The organism is Cellulomonas algicola (assembly GCF_003851725.1).
Classification (GTDB): Bacteria; Actinomycetota; Actinomycetes; order Actinomycetales; family Cellulomonadaceae; genus Cellulomonas; species Cellulomonas algicola.
The window spans coordinates 1-15,552 of sequence record NZ_BHYL01000004.1 but is presented as its reverse complement, the minus strand read 5'-3'; the positions used below and the strand labels follow the sequence as shown (position 1 = coordinate 15,552).

The 15,552-nt window shown below is 73.5% G+C and carries 11 protein-coding genes; 8 read left to right on the top strand and 3 right to left on the bottom strand.

All coding sequences use genetic code 11. From position 1 onward, the window contains the following. Positions 1-1,538, bottom strand: a 1,538-nt coding sequence (locus tag CTKZ_RS00185; RefSeq protein WP_124341024.1) for a tyrosine-protein kinase domain-containing protein, incomplete at its 3' end; no start/stop codon positions are given. A gap of 408 nt (positions 1,539-1,946) precedes the next feature. Between CTKZ_RS00185 and CTKZ_RS00180 the strand changes: the two genes are divergently transcribed. Together CTKZ_RS00180 and mfd are read left to right on the top strand one after the other, a co-directional pair. Next, positions 1,947-2,399: an FAD synthase family protein gene (locus CTKZ_RS00180; protein ID WP_124341023.1), complete on the top strand. Its 453-nt coding sequence runs from the start codon at positions 1,947-1,949 to the stop codon at positions 2,397-2,399. A 209-nt stretch (positions 2,400-2,608) separates the two neighbouring features. Further along, on the top strand, positions 2,609-6,286 hold the full coding sequence (gene mfd, locus CTKZ_RS00175) for a transcription-repair coupling factor (protein WP_124341022.1): 3,678 nt from the start codon (positions 2,609-2,611) through the stop codon (positions 6,284-6,286). A 61-nt stretch (positions 6,287-6,347) separates the two neighbouring features. Here mfd and CTKZ_RS00170 read toward each other — a convergent pair whose 3' ends face one another. Beyond that, entirely contained in the window at positions 6,348-6,656 is a 309-nt protein-coding gene (locus tag CTKZ_RS00170; protein WP_124341021.1) for a transcriptional regulator, read from the bottom strand. Next, positions 6,653-7,144 carry a hypothetical protein gene (locus CTKZ_RS00165; protein WP_124341020.1) on the bottom strand — a complete coding sequence of 164 codons (492 nt, stop codon included), beginning with the start codon at positions 7,142-7,144 and terminating at the stop codon, positions 6,653-6,655. Before CTKZ_RS00165 ends, CTKZ_RS00170 begins: the two co-directional genes overlap by 4 nt. Before the next feature lie 137 nt (positions 7,145-7,281). Between CTKZ_RS00165 and CTKZ_RS00160 the strand changes: the two genes are divergently transcribed. From CTKZ_RS00160 to eno, 6 genes are all read left to right on the top strand, one after another. After that, on the top strand, positions 7,282-7,887 hold the full coding sequence (locus CTKZ_RS00160; RefSeq protein WP_124341019.1) for a SurA N-terminal domain-containing protein: 606 nt from the start codon (positions 7,282-7,284) through the stop codon (positions 7,885-7,887). A gap of 14 nt (positions 7,888-7,901) precedes the next feature. After that, positions 7,902-8,549: a nucleoside triphosphate pyrophosphohydrolase gene (locus tag CTKZ_RS00155; RefSeq protein ID WP_235843097.1), complete on the top strand. Its 648-nt coding sequence runs from the start codon at positions 7,902-7,904 to the stop codon at positions 8,547-8,549. A gap of 238 nt (positions 8,550-8,787) precedes the next feature. After that, the gene (locus CTKZ_RS00150) at positions 8,788-10,350 is read left to right on the top strand and encodes a Re/Si-specific NAD(P)(+) transhydrogenase subunit alpha (protein WP_124341018.1); all 1,563 of its coding nucleotides are present in this window, start codon (positions 8,788-8,790) and stop codon (positions 10,348-10,350) included. Continuing rightward, positions 10,350-11,735: a Re/Si-specific NAD(P)(+) transhydrogenase subunit beta gene (gene pntB / locus CTKZ_RS00145; protein ID WP_124341017.1), complete on the top strand. Its 1,386-nt coding sequence runs from the start codon at positions 10,350-10,352 to the stop codon at positions 11,733-11,735. The genes CTKZ_RS00150 and pntB overlap by 1 nt, the downstream gene beginning before the upstream one ends. A gap of 133 nt (positions 11,736-11,868) precedes the next feature. After that, the gene (locus tag CTKZ_RS00140; protein WP_124341016.1) at positions 11,869-13,944 is read left to right on the top strand and encodes an endo-1,4-beta-xylanase; all 2,076 of its coding nucleotides are present in this window, start codon (positions 11,869-11,871) and stop codon (positions 13,942-13,944) included. A 156-nt stretch (positions 13,945-14,100) separates the two neighbouring features. Beyond that, positions 14,101-15,384: a phosphopyruvate hydratase gene (gene eno, locus CTKZ_RS00135; protein ID WP_124341015.1), complete on the top strand. Its 1,284-nt coding sequence runs from the start codon at positions 14,101-14,103 to the stop codon at positions 15,382-15,384. Positions 15,385-15,552 lie beyond the last annotated feature (168 nt).

Sequence of the window (15,552 nt, the reverse complement as noted above, 5' to 3'; positions counted from 1 at the left end):
TCGCCGGGGTGCGTGCTCGGCGCCGTCGCGCCCGCGGGCGCGGTCGCCTGTCCGGGAGCCGACGGGACGGGTCCGGCCAGCGGCGCTGCAGCGGCCTCCGGCGCCGGTGCGTCGCTCGGCGTCGGGGTCCCGCGACGGCCGGCCCGGCGACGCCCGCCACGCTGCCCGAGGGACCATGCCTTCGCGGTCGACTCCGGCGTCGAGCCGTACGTGTAGACCGCGCCGGACGCCTTCGCGGAGACCTGGTTGAGCAGGAGCCCGAGGACGCGCGCGTCGACCGCGGTGAGCGACGCGAGCGCGTCGGAGAGCTGCGGCCGGTGCACGGTCCGGCAGCCGACGACGACGAGCGCGCCGTCGGTGAGCCGCGACAGGACGGCCGCGTCGGTGACGGGCAGCAGCGGCGCGGAGTCGAGCAGGATCACGTCGTAGCTCAGCGCGAGGCGCTGCAGCAGGCGGCCCATCGCGGGGGAGTCGAGCAGCTCGCTGGGGTTGGGCGGGATCTGCCCGGCCGGCAGGACGTCGAGCGAGCCCTCGCCCCACGGCTGGATGACGTCCTCGGCCGTGGCCTCGCCGATGAGCACCGTCGTCAGGCCGACCGCGCCCTCGATGCCGAGGTAGCGGTGCACCGACGGGCGGCGCAGGTCGGCGTCGATCAGCAGGATCCGCTGGTTGCCCTCCGCCATCGCGATCGCGAGGTTGATCGCGGCGGTCGACTTGCCCTCGGTCGGCAGCGACGACGTCACGACGATCGACCGGCTGGGGCCGGCGATCGTGAGGAACCGCAGGTTGGTGCGCAGCCGACGGAACGCCTCGGCCTGGTCGCCGAACGGGTCGCGGCGCATGAGCAGCGGGCTCTTGCGGTTCTTCCTGTCCCAGCGCACCGACGACAGGACGGGCGTGTCGGTGACGCGGCGCAGGTCCTTCATGGAGCGGATGCGGGTGTCGAGCAGCGTGCGGGCCAGCGCGATCACGACGCCCGCGATCAGGCCGAGCGCCATGCCCGTCGCGGCGTTGAGCTTGGTGTTGGGCGCGAACGCGTACGACGGCGGCGAGGCCTGCCCGACCAGCGTGATCTGGACGTTCGGCTCGCCGTCGGCCGAGTCGCCCTCGAGGTCCTCGACGGCGACCGCGAGCTGCGTGGCGACCGCGTTCGCGATGTCCGCCGAGCGCTCGGGGTCGCCCGACACGACGGAGATCTCGAGCATCGTCGCGTTGAGCAGCGCGGACACGCTCACCGACTTCGCGAGCGAGCGGCCCGTGGTGTCGAGGCCGAGCTGCTCGATCACGGGGTCGAGCACGTAGGGCTTGGTCGCGAGCTGCGCGTAGTTCTCGATGCGGTTGAGCGCGTAGGTCGACCCCTGCACGAGCTCGCCGGGCGAGCTCGTGCCGGTCGCGGTGACGTAGACGCTGGACGTCGCGCGGTAGCTCGACGGGATCGTCGTCGAGTAGGCGTAGCCGGCCGCGAAGCCCAGCGCCGCGAGCACGCCGATGAGCAGCCAGTGCTTGCGCAGCGCTGCGAGGTACTCCGCAGGCTCCATGCCGATCCCCTCTCGTTCCGGTGCACCCCTGTGCAGGACGTCCACCGGGGATCACCGTCGCCCGAGCTGCCCCCACCCGTGGTCAGTGCTCTTGATTGTCGACGATCCTGCCTCGGAAAGAGCCGTGGCGGTGTGGGCGAAATGTGAAACCTCGTGGGTTTTCGCCCGGTCGGCCCACCGTGACGCCGCAGGTCCACCCGATCGCCGCGCCGCAGGGGCACGATCGTGGCGCCGACCCGGACAAGTGGGTGAAAAACGGTTCGTGCGGGTGACGTCGCCGGTGCGCTATGTCCGGGTTGCGCGGATTCCCTCTACAGTCGGCTGGTCGGGTTGCGGCAGTGCAGCCCGCGACAGGAGGTCCTCGACGGCGCGGGCCCGTGGTCCGTCTCGTCAGCAGGAGGGTGTGGCATGGCACGCATCGTGGGGTACGCGCCGGGCGCGTACGACCTCTTCCACGTGGGACACCTCAACATCCTCCGGCACGCGAAGCGCCGCTGCGACTACCTGATCGCCGGCGTGGTCGCGGACGAGGTGCTCGAGCTCACCAAGGGCCGCCGGCCGATCATCCCGCTCGCGGAGCGCATGGAGATCCTCAAGCACATCTCGTACGTCGACGAGGTCGTCGCCGAGGTCCAGCCCGACAAGGTCGAGACCTGGCGCAGCGTCGGGTTCGACGTGATCTTCAAGGGCGACGACTGGCGCGGCACGCCCAAGGGCGACCGGCTGGAGCGCGACTTCGCAGCGGTCGGCGTCGAGGTCATCTACTTCCCGTACACCGTGCACACCTCGAGCACCGCGCTGCGGCGTGCGCTCGCGGCGATCGACGGCCCGGACGAGCTCGTCGCGTCCGAGGTCGGCTGACCCCGACCGCACGGCCGGCGCCGCCGACCGGCACGGCCGCCTCGGCCCACGTCCGACCGGCACGGCCGCCTCGGCCGACCTGCCCCGCGAGCGCTGTCGGCGGGGGCTCGTAGACTCGTGCTGCACCCCGGATCCACGCGGATCCGGGGCGTTCGTGCTGTGCCCGGACCGGGCCACCAGCGCTCCGTCGAGCCCTCCGCGAAGGAACCATGGACCTCACCGGCCTGCTGCCCGCGCTCCTCGACGACCCCGCGCTCGCGGAGGCCGTCTCGCTCGTCCCTGCGCGGGGCGAGCTCGACGTCGTCGGTCCCGCGGGTGTGCGACCGCCCCTGCTCGCGGCGCTCGCGGGCGCGCACGCGACGGCCGGCGCGCCGGGACCGGGCGCGAAGGGGCGGCCGCTCGTCGTGGTGACCGCGACGGGCCGCGACGCGGACGAGCTCGCGGCCGCGCTGCGCTGCTACCTGCCCGACGACGCGGTCGCCGTGCTGCCGGCGTGGGAGACGCTGCCGCACGAGCGGCTGTCGCCGCGGTCCGACACGGTCGCCCGCCGGCTGGCGGTGTTCCGCCGGCTGGCGCACCCGACCGCGGACGGCCCCACGGGCCCGGTGCGGGTGCTCGTGCTGCCGGTGCGCGCGCTGCTGCAGCCGGTCGTCGAGGGGCTCGGCGAGCTCGAGCCTGTCGCGGTCGCGGTCGGCGACCGCGTCGACCTGGACGACCTCACCGAGCGGCTCGTCGCGGCGGCCTACCAGCGCGTCGACATGGTCGAGAAGCGCGGCGAGTTCGCGGTGCGCGGCGGCATCCTCGACGTGTTCCCGCCGACCGACGACCACCCGTTGCGCATCGAGCTGTGGGGCGAGGACGTCGAGGAGGTCCGCTGGTTCTCGGTCGCGGACCAGCGCTCGCTCGAGGTCGCCCAGCACGGGCTGTGGGCGCCGCCGTGCCGGGAGATCCTGCTGACGGACGCGGTGCGCGAGCGCGCGGCGTCGCTCGCGGAGCGGCTGCCGGGCGCGGTCGACATGCTCGACAAGCTCGCGCAGGGCATCGCCGTCGAGGGCATGGAGTCGCTCGCGCCCGCGCTCGTCGAGCGCATGGTGCCCGTGCTGGACCTCGTGCCCGACGACGCGCTGCTCGTCGTCGCCGACCCGGAGCGTGTGCGGCGTCGTGCGCACGACCTGGTCGCGACGACCGAGGAGTTCCTGGCCGCCGCGTGGACGTCCGCCGCGGCGGGCGCGGCGACGCCGCTCGACCTGTCGGCCGCGTCGTTCGCGTCGTTCGCCGAGGTGCGCGCGCTCTCCGCCGTGCGCGGCCTCGGCTGGTGGACGCTCAGCCCGTTCACGCTGGACGCCGACGCGGCGGTCGCAGCGGGTGCGCCCGGCGCGGACGCGGGCGATGCACCCGCCGCAGGCCGGGCGCTGCCGGACGACCTGGCCGCCGACGGGCACACCGTCGTCGTCGCGGCGCGCGACATCGAGCGGTACCGCGGGGAGGTCGCCCGCGCCGTCGCGGACGTGCGCACGCTGCAGCAGCAGGGCTGGCACCTGGTGCTCGCGACCGAGGGGCACGGGCCCGCGCAGCGCATGGTCGAGCAGCTCAAGGCGTCGGACGTCCCGGCACGGCTCGTGACGTCGGTCGACGACCGGCCCGAGGGCGGGGTCGTCCTCGTCGTGCCCGCACCTGCCGGGCCGGGCTTCGTCGCCGAGCCGCTGCGGCTCGCCGTGTTCTCGGAGGCCGACCTCACGGGCCGGGCGGGCAGCAGCACGCGGGACATGCGGCGCATGCCGAGCCGGCGGCGCAACGTCGTCGACCCGCTCCAGCTGCGGCCCGGGGACTTCGTGGTGCACGAGCAGCACGGCGTGGGGCGGTTCGTCGAGCTCGTGCAGCGGACGATCGGGACCGGCGCGAACGCGGCGACGCGCGAGTACCTCGTCATCGAGTACGCGAGCAGCAAGCGCGGCCAGCCCGGCGACCGGCTGTTCGTGCCGAGCGACCAGCTCGACCAGGTGACGAAGTACGTGGGCGGCGAGGCGCCGACGCTCAACAAGATGGGCGGCGGCGACTGGGCCAAGACGAAGGGCCGCGCGCGCAAGGCGGTCAAGGAGATCGCGGCGGAGCTCATCCGGCTCTACAGCGCCCGCATGGCGACGCCGGGGCACGCGTTCGGCGCGGACACGCCGTGGCAGCGCGAGCTCGAGGACGCGTTCGCGTACGTCGAGACGCCCGACCAGCTCGCGACGATCGACGAGGTCAAGGCCGACATGGAGAAGGCGGTTCCGATGGACCGCCTGGTCTGCGGCGACGTCGGCTACGGCAAGACCGAGATCGCGGTGCGCGCGGCGTTCAAGGCCGTGCAGGACGGCAAGCAGGTCGCGGTCCTCGTGCCGACGACGCTGCTCGTGCAGCAGCACCTCGACACGTTCTCCGAGCGGTACTCCGCGTTCCCCGTGACCGTGAAGGCGCTGTCGCGGTTCCAGACGGACAAGGAGTCGAAGGAGGTCGTCGCGGGCCTCTCGGACGGGTCCGTCGACATCGTCATCGGCACGCACCGCCTCATCACGGGCGAGGTGCGGTTCAAGGACCTCGGGCTCGTCATCATCGACGAGGAGCAGCGGTTCGGCGTCGAGCACAAGGAGACGCTCAAGGCGCTGCGCACCAACGTCGACGTGCTCGCGATGAGCGCGACCCCGATCCCGCGCACGCTCGAGATGGCCGTGACGGGAATCCGGGAGATGTCGACGCTGGCCACCCCGCCGGAGGAGCGGCACCCCGTCCTCACGTTCGTCGGCGCGTACGACGAGAAGCAGATCAGCGCGGCGGTCCGTCGCGAGCTGCTGCGCGAGGGCCAGGTGTTCTACGTGCACAACAAGGTCGAGTCGATCGAGCGCGCCGCGTCGCGGATCACGGAGCTCGTGCCGGAGGCCCGCGTCGCCGTGGCGCACGGGAAGATGAACGAGCACCAGCTCGAGCGCGTGATCGTCGACTTCTGGGAGAAGAGGTTCGACGTCCTGGTCTGCACGACGATCGTCGAGACGGGCCTCGACATCTCGAACGCCAACACGCTGATCCTCGAGCGCTCGGACCTGCTGGGCCTGTCGCAGCTCCACCAGCTCCGCGGCCGGGTCGGCCGTGGTCGCGAGCGCGCGTACGCGTACTTCCTCTACCCGCCGGAGAAGCCGCTCACCGAGACCGCGCACGACCGCCTCCAGACGATCGCCGCGAACACCGACCTCGGCGCGGGCATGGCGGTCGCCATGAAGGACCTCGAGATCCGCGGCGCGGGCAACCTGCTGGGCGGCGAGCAGTCCGGGCACATCGAGGGCGTGGGCTTCGACCTGTACATCCGCATGGTCGGCGAGGCCGTCGCGTCGTTCCGCGGCGACCAGCCGGAGGAGCTGCCCGACGTCACGATCGAGCTGCCCGTCGACGCGCACATCCCGCACGACTACATCGCGCACGAGCGCCTGCGTCTCGAGGCCTACAAGAAGATCGCGGCGGCCGCCGACGCCACGGCGCTCGGCGAGGTGCGGGCCGAGCTCGCGGACCGGTACGGCGCGGTTCCCGCCGCCGTCGACAACCTGTTCGAGGTGGCCGAGTTCCGCCAGAAGGTGCGGGCTGCCGGGCTCACCGACGTCACCGCGCAGGGCAAGTTCGTGCGGTTCGCGCCGGTCGAGCTGGCCGAGTCCGCGCAGCTGCGGCTCAAGCGGCTGTACCCGGGGTCGATCCTCAAGCCCGCGACGCGCACGGTGCTCGTGCCGTTCCCGACGACCGCGCGCATCGGCGGGCGGCCTCTGCACGGGCGCGAGCTGCTCGCGTGGGCGCGCCAGCTGGTCGACGCGGTCGTGCTCGGCGACGTCGCGGCGGCGGCGAGCGTGGGGACGGGCGGCCGCTGACGCTCCGGTCGCCCGGTGGCCCGGGTCGACCCGCAGGACGTCGTCGAGCAGTCGTGCGCGGTCAGCCGCGGGCGATCTCCGCGAGCGCGGCGAGGTGCGCCTCGACCGCGCGTCGCCCGTCAGGGGTCAGCGTGACCCACGTGAGCCGGCGCGCGTCGGCGCGGGCGGGCGACCGTTCCTTGCGGACGCTCACGTAGCCGGCGTCGGTCAGCACGCGCAGGTGCTTGGACAGGCTCGTGTCGGTCAGCCCGAGCGTGTCCCGCAGCACGGCGAACTCGAGCTCCGTGCCGCGTCGCAGCACTCCGGCGATGCGCAGCCGGGCGGGCGCGTGGACGACCTCGTCGAAGGCCGGGACGACCTCGCCGGTCATGCGTGCGGGTGCTCCGCGGCGAGCTCGCGTCGCTGCGCGTCGTCGTACCAGGGGCCGAGGACGACGGCCGCGACGAAACCGACGGCGGCGGGCACGAGCGCCCACACGTACGCGACGTCGGTGAGCCGGACGACCAGCGTGGCGGCGAGGACGAGCACCAGGACGACGATCAGCGCGCGGTACAGCGCACGCGACCGCGGGCCGGCGGGCTCGGCGACCCAGACCCCGTAGCGCCGGCGGTAGAGCACGACGAGCGCGGGCAGCCCGAACAGCGCGACGGGCAGCAGGACCAGCGACGCGGGCGACGGGAGGGCCTGCGTGCAGACGATCAGCGCGACGACCGCGCCGAGCGTCGGGTGGTACCACCAGGGCGTGACGACGCGCGCGGCGAGCGACGCCCGGTCGGCCGCGAGGTCGGCGAGCGCGCTGCGCGCCTCCGCCGGGGTCGGTCGGGGCGAGGGCACCGCGCCGTCCAGGTCGTTTTCCATGTCGGCAAGTCTACGGATGACTTGCCGATCGGGAAAGTGTCTTCTGCGGGCGAGCCCGTCGGGGGAGGGATGCGGGATGCACGGCCGGACCGCCTACGATGACGCCGATCGACGAGCGACGACGCGGGAGGTCCCTGGTGGCGGTGCAGTGGCGTGCGGGTACGGGCGTGCGACGGGTCGGTGTGGTGCTGGCCGGCGGTGTGGCCGCGGGCGTGCTCGCCGGGTGCGCGGGACAGCCCGGTGCGGCGGCGGTCGTCGACGGGACGGCGATCCCCACGTCCGACGTGCGGGTCGCGTCCGACGAGCTGCGGCCCTACCTGCAGGACGTGTCGCCGGCGAACGTGCTCACGGTCCTCGTGCACGAGCCGACGATCGTCGCGATCGCCGAGGAGAACGGCGTCGGCGTCTCCGAGGAGGAGGCCGCCGAGCTGCTGGACTCGGTCGCCAAGCAGCGCGACCCGGAGGCGGACACGACCTTCTCGCAGCCGTCGCTCGACGTCGCGCGCTACTCGCTCGCGTACACGCGTCTGCAGGAGCTCGCCGACGCGCAGGAGGTCCTCGGTGACGCGCAGGACCGCATCGCGAAGCTCGACGTCGAGGTCAACCCCCGGTTCGGCACGACGGACGACGTGAACACGATCCTCCCGCCGACGACTCGGCCGTGGATCGTCGCGCCGGCGACCGGCGGCGTCGAGAGCGACGGCACCGCGCCCGCCCCCGAGCCCAGCCCGTCGGCGTCCTGACGGGTCGGGCCGAGGTGAGCGCCCCGCCCGGCGCGCACGACGACGCGCTCGCGGACCTGGTCGCCGTCATGGACCGGCTGCGGTCGCCCGGCGGTTGCCCGTGGGACGCGCAGCAGACGCACCGCTCGCTGGTCCCGTACGCGCTCGAGGAGGCCGCGGAGCTCGCCGAGGCGGTCGAGGCCGACGACCGCGCCGGGCTGCGCGAGGAGCTCGGCGACCTGCTGCTGCAGGTCGTCTTCCACGCGCGCATCGCGCAGGAGGACCCCGACGACCCGTTCGACGTGCAGGACGTCGCAGGGGACCTGGTCGCGAAGCTCGTCCGGCGGCACCCGCACGTGTTCGGCGACGCCGAGGCGGTCCACGACGAGGAGGGGCAGCACGTCGCGTGGGACCGCGCCAAGCGGGCGGAGAAGCAGCGCGCGTCGGTCTTCGACGGCGTGCCCCTCGGGCTCGGGGCGCTCGCGCGGGCGCAGAAGCTCGTCTCGCGGGCGGAGCGTGCGGGCCACGACGTGTCCGTACCGGCGGCGGCGCCCGACGCACCGCTCGGCGACCGGCTGCTCGCCCTCGTCGCCGAGGCGCGCGCGGCGAACCTCGACGCGGAGGGCGAGCTGCGCCGCACGACGGCCGCGTGGGAGCAGGGCCACCGTGCGGCGGGCCTCTGACCCCGCGGGCCGCCTGGCGTGGAGCGTCTGTCGCGCTCCGCGCGACACCTCCTCCACGCGAGCGGCGTCCGGAGGGCGCAGGCTGCGGGGTCGCGCTGCCACCTGCGCGGCTGGGGCATGCTGGCAGAAGGATCGGGTTCCTTCCCGGACGAAGGTCTCGCGTCGGAAGGCGCTTTCCCGGGTACGCTCTGCACCGTGACCGGGCACGACCCGGCCGCTCGAACCGACGGAGGTACGTGTGACGACCATCGGGGTGCCGCGCGAGGCGCGACCCGGCGAGCGGCTGGTGGCCGCGACGCCCAAGACCGTCGCCCAGCTGCGCGCGCTCGGCTACGACGTGCTCGTCGAGCACGGTGCCGGCGCAGGCGCGACGTTCGACGACGCCGCCTACGAGGCCGCGGGCGCGACGACGGTCGACGCCGCGCAGGCGTGGGGAGCGGACGTCGTCACCGCGGTGGGCGCCCCGGACGTGGAGCAGGTCGCCGGGCTGCGGCCCGACGCGGTCCTGGTCGCGATGCTCAACCCCGGCGGCCGGGCCGACCTCGTCGACGCGCTCACCGCGCGCGGCGTCACGGCCCTGTCGCTCGACGCCGTGCCGCGCATCTCGCGCGCGCAGAGCCTCGACGTGCTCTCGACGCTCTCGAACGTCGCCGGCTACCGGGCCGTCGTCGAGGCCGCGCAGGAGTACGGCGGCATGTTCGCCGGGCAGGTCACGGCCGCGGGCAAGACGCCGCCCGCGAAGGTCTTCGTCATCGGCGCGGGCGTCGCGGGCCTCGCGGCGATCGGTGCCGCGGACAGCCTGGGTGCCCAGGTGCGCGCGTTCGACGTCCGGCCCGAGGTCGGCGAGCAGATCGAGTCGATGGGCGCGACGTTCGTGCGGGCCGAGTCCGCGCAGCAGCAGGTGAGCGCGGACGGGTACGCCTCCGCGCTGACGCAGGACCAGGAGGCCGCGACCGCTGCGGTGTACGCCGCCGAGACGGCCGGCGCCGACGTCGTCATCACCACGGCGCTCGTGCGCGGCACCGCGCCGCGGACGATCACCGCGGCGATGGTCGCCGGGATGCGGCCGGGCAGCGTGATCGTCGACCTGGCGGCGTCGGGCGGTGGCAACTGCGAGCTCACGGTGCCGGGAGAGCGGGTCGTCACGGAGAACGGCGTCGTGATCCTCGGCTGGACCGACCTCGCGGGGCGGCTCCCGCAGCACACGTCGCAGCTGTTCGGCACCAACGTCGTGCACCTGCTCCAGCTCCTCACGCCCGGCAAGGACGGCGAGCTCGTCCTCGACCTCGACGACCCGGTCCAACGCGGCATGACCGTCACGCGCGCGGGCGAGGTGCTGTGGCCGCCGCCGCCCGTCGCCGTGTCGGCCGCGATGCCGCCGCCCGCCGACACCGCGCCGAGCCTCGAGGAGATCGCCGCCGCCGAGGCTGCCGCGCACGCGCTCGCCGAGCGCCGCACGCAGCGCCGGACGGTGACCTTCGCGCTCGCGGCCGTGCTCGTCGCGCTCGCGGTCTCGTTCGCGCCCGCCGCGTTCCTCGGCCACTTCACGGTGTTCGTGCTCGCCGTGTTCGTCGGCTACTACGTCATCTCGAACGTCAGCCACTCGCTGCACACGCCGCTCATGGCCCAGACCAACGCGATCTCCGGGATCATCCTCGTCGGCGCCCTGCTGCAGATCGGGTCCGACGACTGGGTCGTCACGGTCCTCGCGTGCGTCGCTGCAGCCGTCGCGAGCGTCAACATCTTCGGCGGGTTCCTCGTGGCGAACCGCATGATCCGCATGTTCCGGAAGGACGCCTGATGTCCCTCACGTCCGTCGCGCAGGCGGTCTACCTCGTCGCCGCGGTGCTGTTCATCCTGTCGCTGGCCGGGCTGTCCCGGCAGGAGACGGCACGCCGCGGGAACCTGTCCGGGATGGCCGGGATGGGCCTCGCGCTCGCCGCGACGGTCGCGCTCGCGCTCGACGGCAGCGAGCGGGAGGTCGGTGTCACCGCGGCGCTCATCGCGGCCGTGCTGCTCGTGGGCCTCACGGTCGGCACGTGGCAGGCGCGCCGCGTCGAGATGACGCAGATGCCCGAGCTCATCGCGATCCTGCACAGCTTCGTCGGTCTCGCCGCGGTGCTGGTCGGGTTCAACTCGTACCTCACCGAGCCCGCCGACCCCGTGCACCTCGTCGAGGTGTTCCTCGGCGTCCTCATCGGTGCGGTGACGTTCACCGGCTCGGTCGTCGCCTACCTCAAGCTCTCGGCGAGGATCGCGTCGGCTCCGCTCATGCTGCCGCGCCGGAACACGCTGAACCTCGTCGCGCTCGTCGTCAGCGCGGGCCTGGGCGGGTGGTTCGTCGCGGCGCCGTCCATCGTGCCGCTGCTGCTCATGACCGTCGTCGCGCTCGCGCTCGGCTGGCACCTGGTCGCGTCCATCGGCGGGGGCGACATGCCCGTCGTCGTGTCGATGCTCAACTCGTACTCCGGGTGGGCCGCGGCGGCCGCGGGCTTCATGCTGAGCAACGACCTGCTCATCGTCACCGGCGCCCTCGTCGGGTCCTCCGGTGCGATCCTCAGCTACATCATGTGCAGGGCGATGAACCGGTCGTTCGTCAGCGTGATCCTCGGCGGGTTCGGGGCCGAGGAGGGCACGGTCGCCGCGGTCGACCGGGACTACGGCGAGCACCGCGAGATGTCCGCTCAGGACGTCGCGGACCTGCTGCGCGACGCCAAGCGCGTCGTCATCACGCCCGGCTACGGCATGGCCGTCGCGAAGGCGCAGTACCCCGTCGCCGAGCTCGTCGCGAAGCTGCGGGCGCGCGGCGTCGAGGTCCGGTTCGGCGTGCATCCCGTCGCCGGACGGCTGCCCGGGCACATGAACGTGCTGCTCGCCGAGGCCAAGGTGCCGTACGACATCGTGCTCGAGATGGACGAGATCAACGACGACTTCGGCGACACCGACGTCGTGCTCGTCATCGGCGCCAACGACACCGTCAACCCGGCGGCGCTCGACGACCCCGGCTCGCCGATCGCCGGCATGCCCGTGCTCGAGGTGTGGCACGCCAAGCAGGTCGTCGTCTTCAAGCGCTCGATGGCCACCGGGTACGCGGGCGTGCAGAACCCGCTGTTCTTCCGCGACAACACCGCGATGCTCTTCGGCGACGCCAAGGAGCAGACGGAGAAGATCGTCCACGCCGTCTGACCGGCCGACGGCACGTCCCCGCGCCCACCTGCGGGGACGTGCCGTCGAAACGCTTCACACCTGGACCGCCGACCCGCCCGCTCCGTAGCGTCACGCGCGCCCCCGCCGCCTGTCGCGAAGGAGCTCCCCGCTCATGCCCCACCCCGGCGCCCGCACGCCGCTGCGCACCGCGACCGTCCTGGTCGCCGCGCTCGCGCTCGTCCTCACCGGTGTGCTCGCCGCGCTCCGCGCCCAGCCCGCGGCGGCGGCCGCGGTCACGGTGCTGAGCGCCGACTTCGAGTCGGGCGCCGCCGGCTGGGCCGGGCGGGGCGCCGCGACCGTCGCGGTCGACGGCACCGACGCCCCGCGCGGGACGCAGAGCCTGCGGGTGACGGGCCGGACGGCGTCGTGGAACGGCGCGACGCGCGACGTCACGGACCTGTTCGAGCCCGGCACGACCTACACGGTCTCGGCGTGGGTGCGGCTGCCCGCGGGATCGTCGGGGACCGCGGGCGTGCGGCTGTCCGCGCAGCGCGACAACCCGAGCGGCACGGCCTACGAGACGATCGCGACGGCCGAGGGCGTCACCTCTGGCTCCTGGTCGCAGGTCACCGGCTCCTACACGCCCGGCCCGTTCGCCACCGCGTCGCTCTACGTCGAGACGACGGGCTCGCTCACGGACCTCCTGCTCGACGACGTCCTCGTCACCAGCACGGCACTCACGCCGGACCTCACGCTGCCGTCACTCAAGCAGACGTGGGCGACGTCGTTCCCGCTCGGTGCGGCCGTCGAGGCACCCGAGACGCTCGGCGCGCGCTCCGACCTGCTGCTGCGGCACTTCGGCCAGGTCACCGCGGGCAACGCGATGAAGCCCGACGCGACCCACCCCGCCGAGGGCACCTGGACGTTCGCGGGTGCCGACCAGATCGTCGACTACGCGGTCGCCCACGACCTGCGCGTCTACGGGCACACCCTCCTGTGGCACCAGCAGACGCCGGCGTGGTTCTTCCAGCGCGCCGACGGGTCCGCGCTCACCACGAGCGCCGAGGACCAGGCGGTCCTGCGGTCGCGGCTGCAGACGCACATCCAGACGCTCGCCGACCACTTCCGCACGACGTACGGCGAGTACGGCACCGCGGGCAACCCGATCTTCGCGTTCGACGTCGTCAACGAGGTCGTCGACGAGAGCCAGCCCGACGGCCTGCGGCGCAGCGAGTGGTACCGCGTGCTGGGCCCGTCGTACATCGCGGACGCGTTCCGCTACGCGCGCGCCGCGTTCGGCCCCGAGGTGCTGCTGTTCATCAACGACTACAACACCGAGTTCTCGAACAAGCGCGCGCCCTACCTGTCGCTCGTGAAGAGCCTGCTCGCGCAGGGCGTGCCCGTCGACGGCGTCGGCCACCAGCTGCACGTCGAGGTCGGGCGGTCGATCTCCGGCATGGAGGACACGATCACGGCCTTCGAGGCGCTGCCCGTGACGCAGGCCGTGACCGAGCTCGACGTGTCGTCGTACCGGTCGTCGGGGGAGTCCTGGACCACGCCGCCGCAGTCCCGGCTGGTCGAGCAGGCGTACTACTACCGCGACGTGTTCGCGATGCTGAAGAAGCACGCGTCGTCGCTCGAGTCGGTGACCCTCTGGGGCCTCGACGACAGCCGCACGTGGCTGCGGTCGGGCGCCGCGCCGCTGCTCTTCGACGGCACGCTCACGGCCAAGCCCGCCTACTGGGGGCTCGTCGACCCGTCGCGCGTCGAGGGCACGCCGACCCCCACCCCGACGACGCCGACCCCCACCCCGACGACGCCGACGCCGACGACGCCGACGCCGACGCCGACGACGCCGACCCCCACACCCACCACGCCGACCCCGACGCCGACGACACCCACCCCGACGCCGACGTCCGGCGGAGCGTGCGTCGTCGACTACCAGGTGAGCAGCGCCTGGCCGGGCGGGTTCGTCGGGCAGGTGACCGTCATCAACAACGGCCCCGAGGCCGTCGACGGCTGGACCGTGCGCTGGACGTTCGGCGCGGGCGAGCGCCTGTCCCAGGCGTGGAGCACGACCGCGACGCAGCAGGGCAGCACCGTCACCGCGACCCACCTCTCGTGGAACTCCCGGCTCGCCGCCAGCGGCGGGTCGACGACGTTCGGGTTCATCGGCACGTCGACGGCGACGCCGGCCGCGAACCCGACGGCCGCCAGCCTCGACGGCACGGCATGCGTGGTGCGCTGACCGCAGACGGAGCACCGGCGTTGCGCCGCGCGGGGGACGGGGGCGACCCCTACCCGCGCGGCGCAGCCGTGTCCAAGGCCGGACGTCCCAGCACGGTCCTCCGTGCACCCCACTAGGGTGAGGTCGTAAACCCACCCGCTCGTCGAAGGAGCACCCATGGCCAGCATCGAGGCCGTCGGCGCCCGCGAGATCCTGGACTCGCGCGGCAACCCCACCGTGGAGGTCGAGGTCGCCCTCGACGACGGCACCATCGCCCGCGCTGCCGTGCCCTCGGGTGCGTCGACCGGCGCGTTCGAGGCCGTCGAGCGCCGTGACGGCGACAAGTCCCGCTACCTGGGCAAGGGCGTCGAGGAGGCCGTGAACGCGGTCATCGACGACATCGCCCCCGAGCTCATCGGCTTCGAGGCCACCGAGCAGCGTCTCGTCGACGCCGCGCTCATCGACCTCGACGGCACCCCGAACAAGGGCAAGCTCGGCGCCAACGCGATCCTCGGCGTCTCGCTCGCCGTCGCGAAGGCCGCGGCCGACTCGGCCGACCTGCCGCTGTTCCGCTACATCGGCGGCCCCAACGCGCACGTCCTGCCCGTCCCGATGATGAACATCCTCAACGGTGGGTCGCACGCCGACTCCAACGTCGACATCCAGGAGTTCATGGTCGCCCCGATCGGCGCCACGACGTTCCGCGAGGCGCTCCGGACCGGCACCGAGGTCTACCACTCGCTCAAGTCCGTGCTGAAGTCGAAGGGCCTCGCGACGGGCCTCGGCGACGAGGGCGGCTTCGCGCCGAACCTCGAGTCGAACCGTGCCGCGCTCGACCTGATCCTCGTCGCGATCGAGCAGGCCGGCTTCACGGCCGGGACCGACGTCGCGCTCGCGCTCGACGTCGCGTCGACCGAGTTCTTCAAGGAGGGCGCCTACCAGTTCGAGGGCCGCGCCCACACGCCGGAGGAGATGGTCGCCTACTACGAGCAGCTCGTCCGCGACTACCCGCTGGTCTCCATCGAGGACCCGCTGTCCGAGGACGAGTGGGGCACCTGGTCCCAGCTCGTGGCCGAGGTCGGCGACCGCGTGCAGATCGTCGGCGACGACCTGTTCGTCACCAACCCGGAGCGTCTGGCCAAGGGCATCGAGCTCAAGTCCGCGAACTCGCTGCTGGTCAAGCTCAACCAGATCGGCACGCTCACCGAGACGCTCGACGCGGTGACGCTCGCGCAGCGCAACGGCTTCACGACGATGACCTCGCACCGCTCCGGCGAGACCGAGGACACCACCATCGCCGACCTGTCCGTCGCGACCAACGCGGGCCAGATCAAGACCGGTGCCCCCGCCCGTGGCGAGCGCATCAACAAGTACAACCAGCTGCTCCGCATCGAGGAGGAGCTGGACGACGCCGGTCGCTACGCCGGGCGCTCCGCCTTCCCGCGGTTCCGCCAGGGCTGACCCGACCGGGTCCCGCTCGACGACCGGAGGCCGGTCACCCCACGGGGTGGCCGGCCTCCGGCGTCCCCGCCGGCTCCGCGACCCGCCCGACGCACGTCCGGGCTGGTGGCGTCGCCGCAGGGCACAATCGACGCCATGCCCTCCCCGCGCCGACCCGTGCCGCCGCCG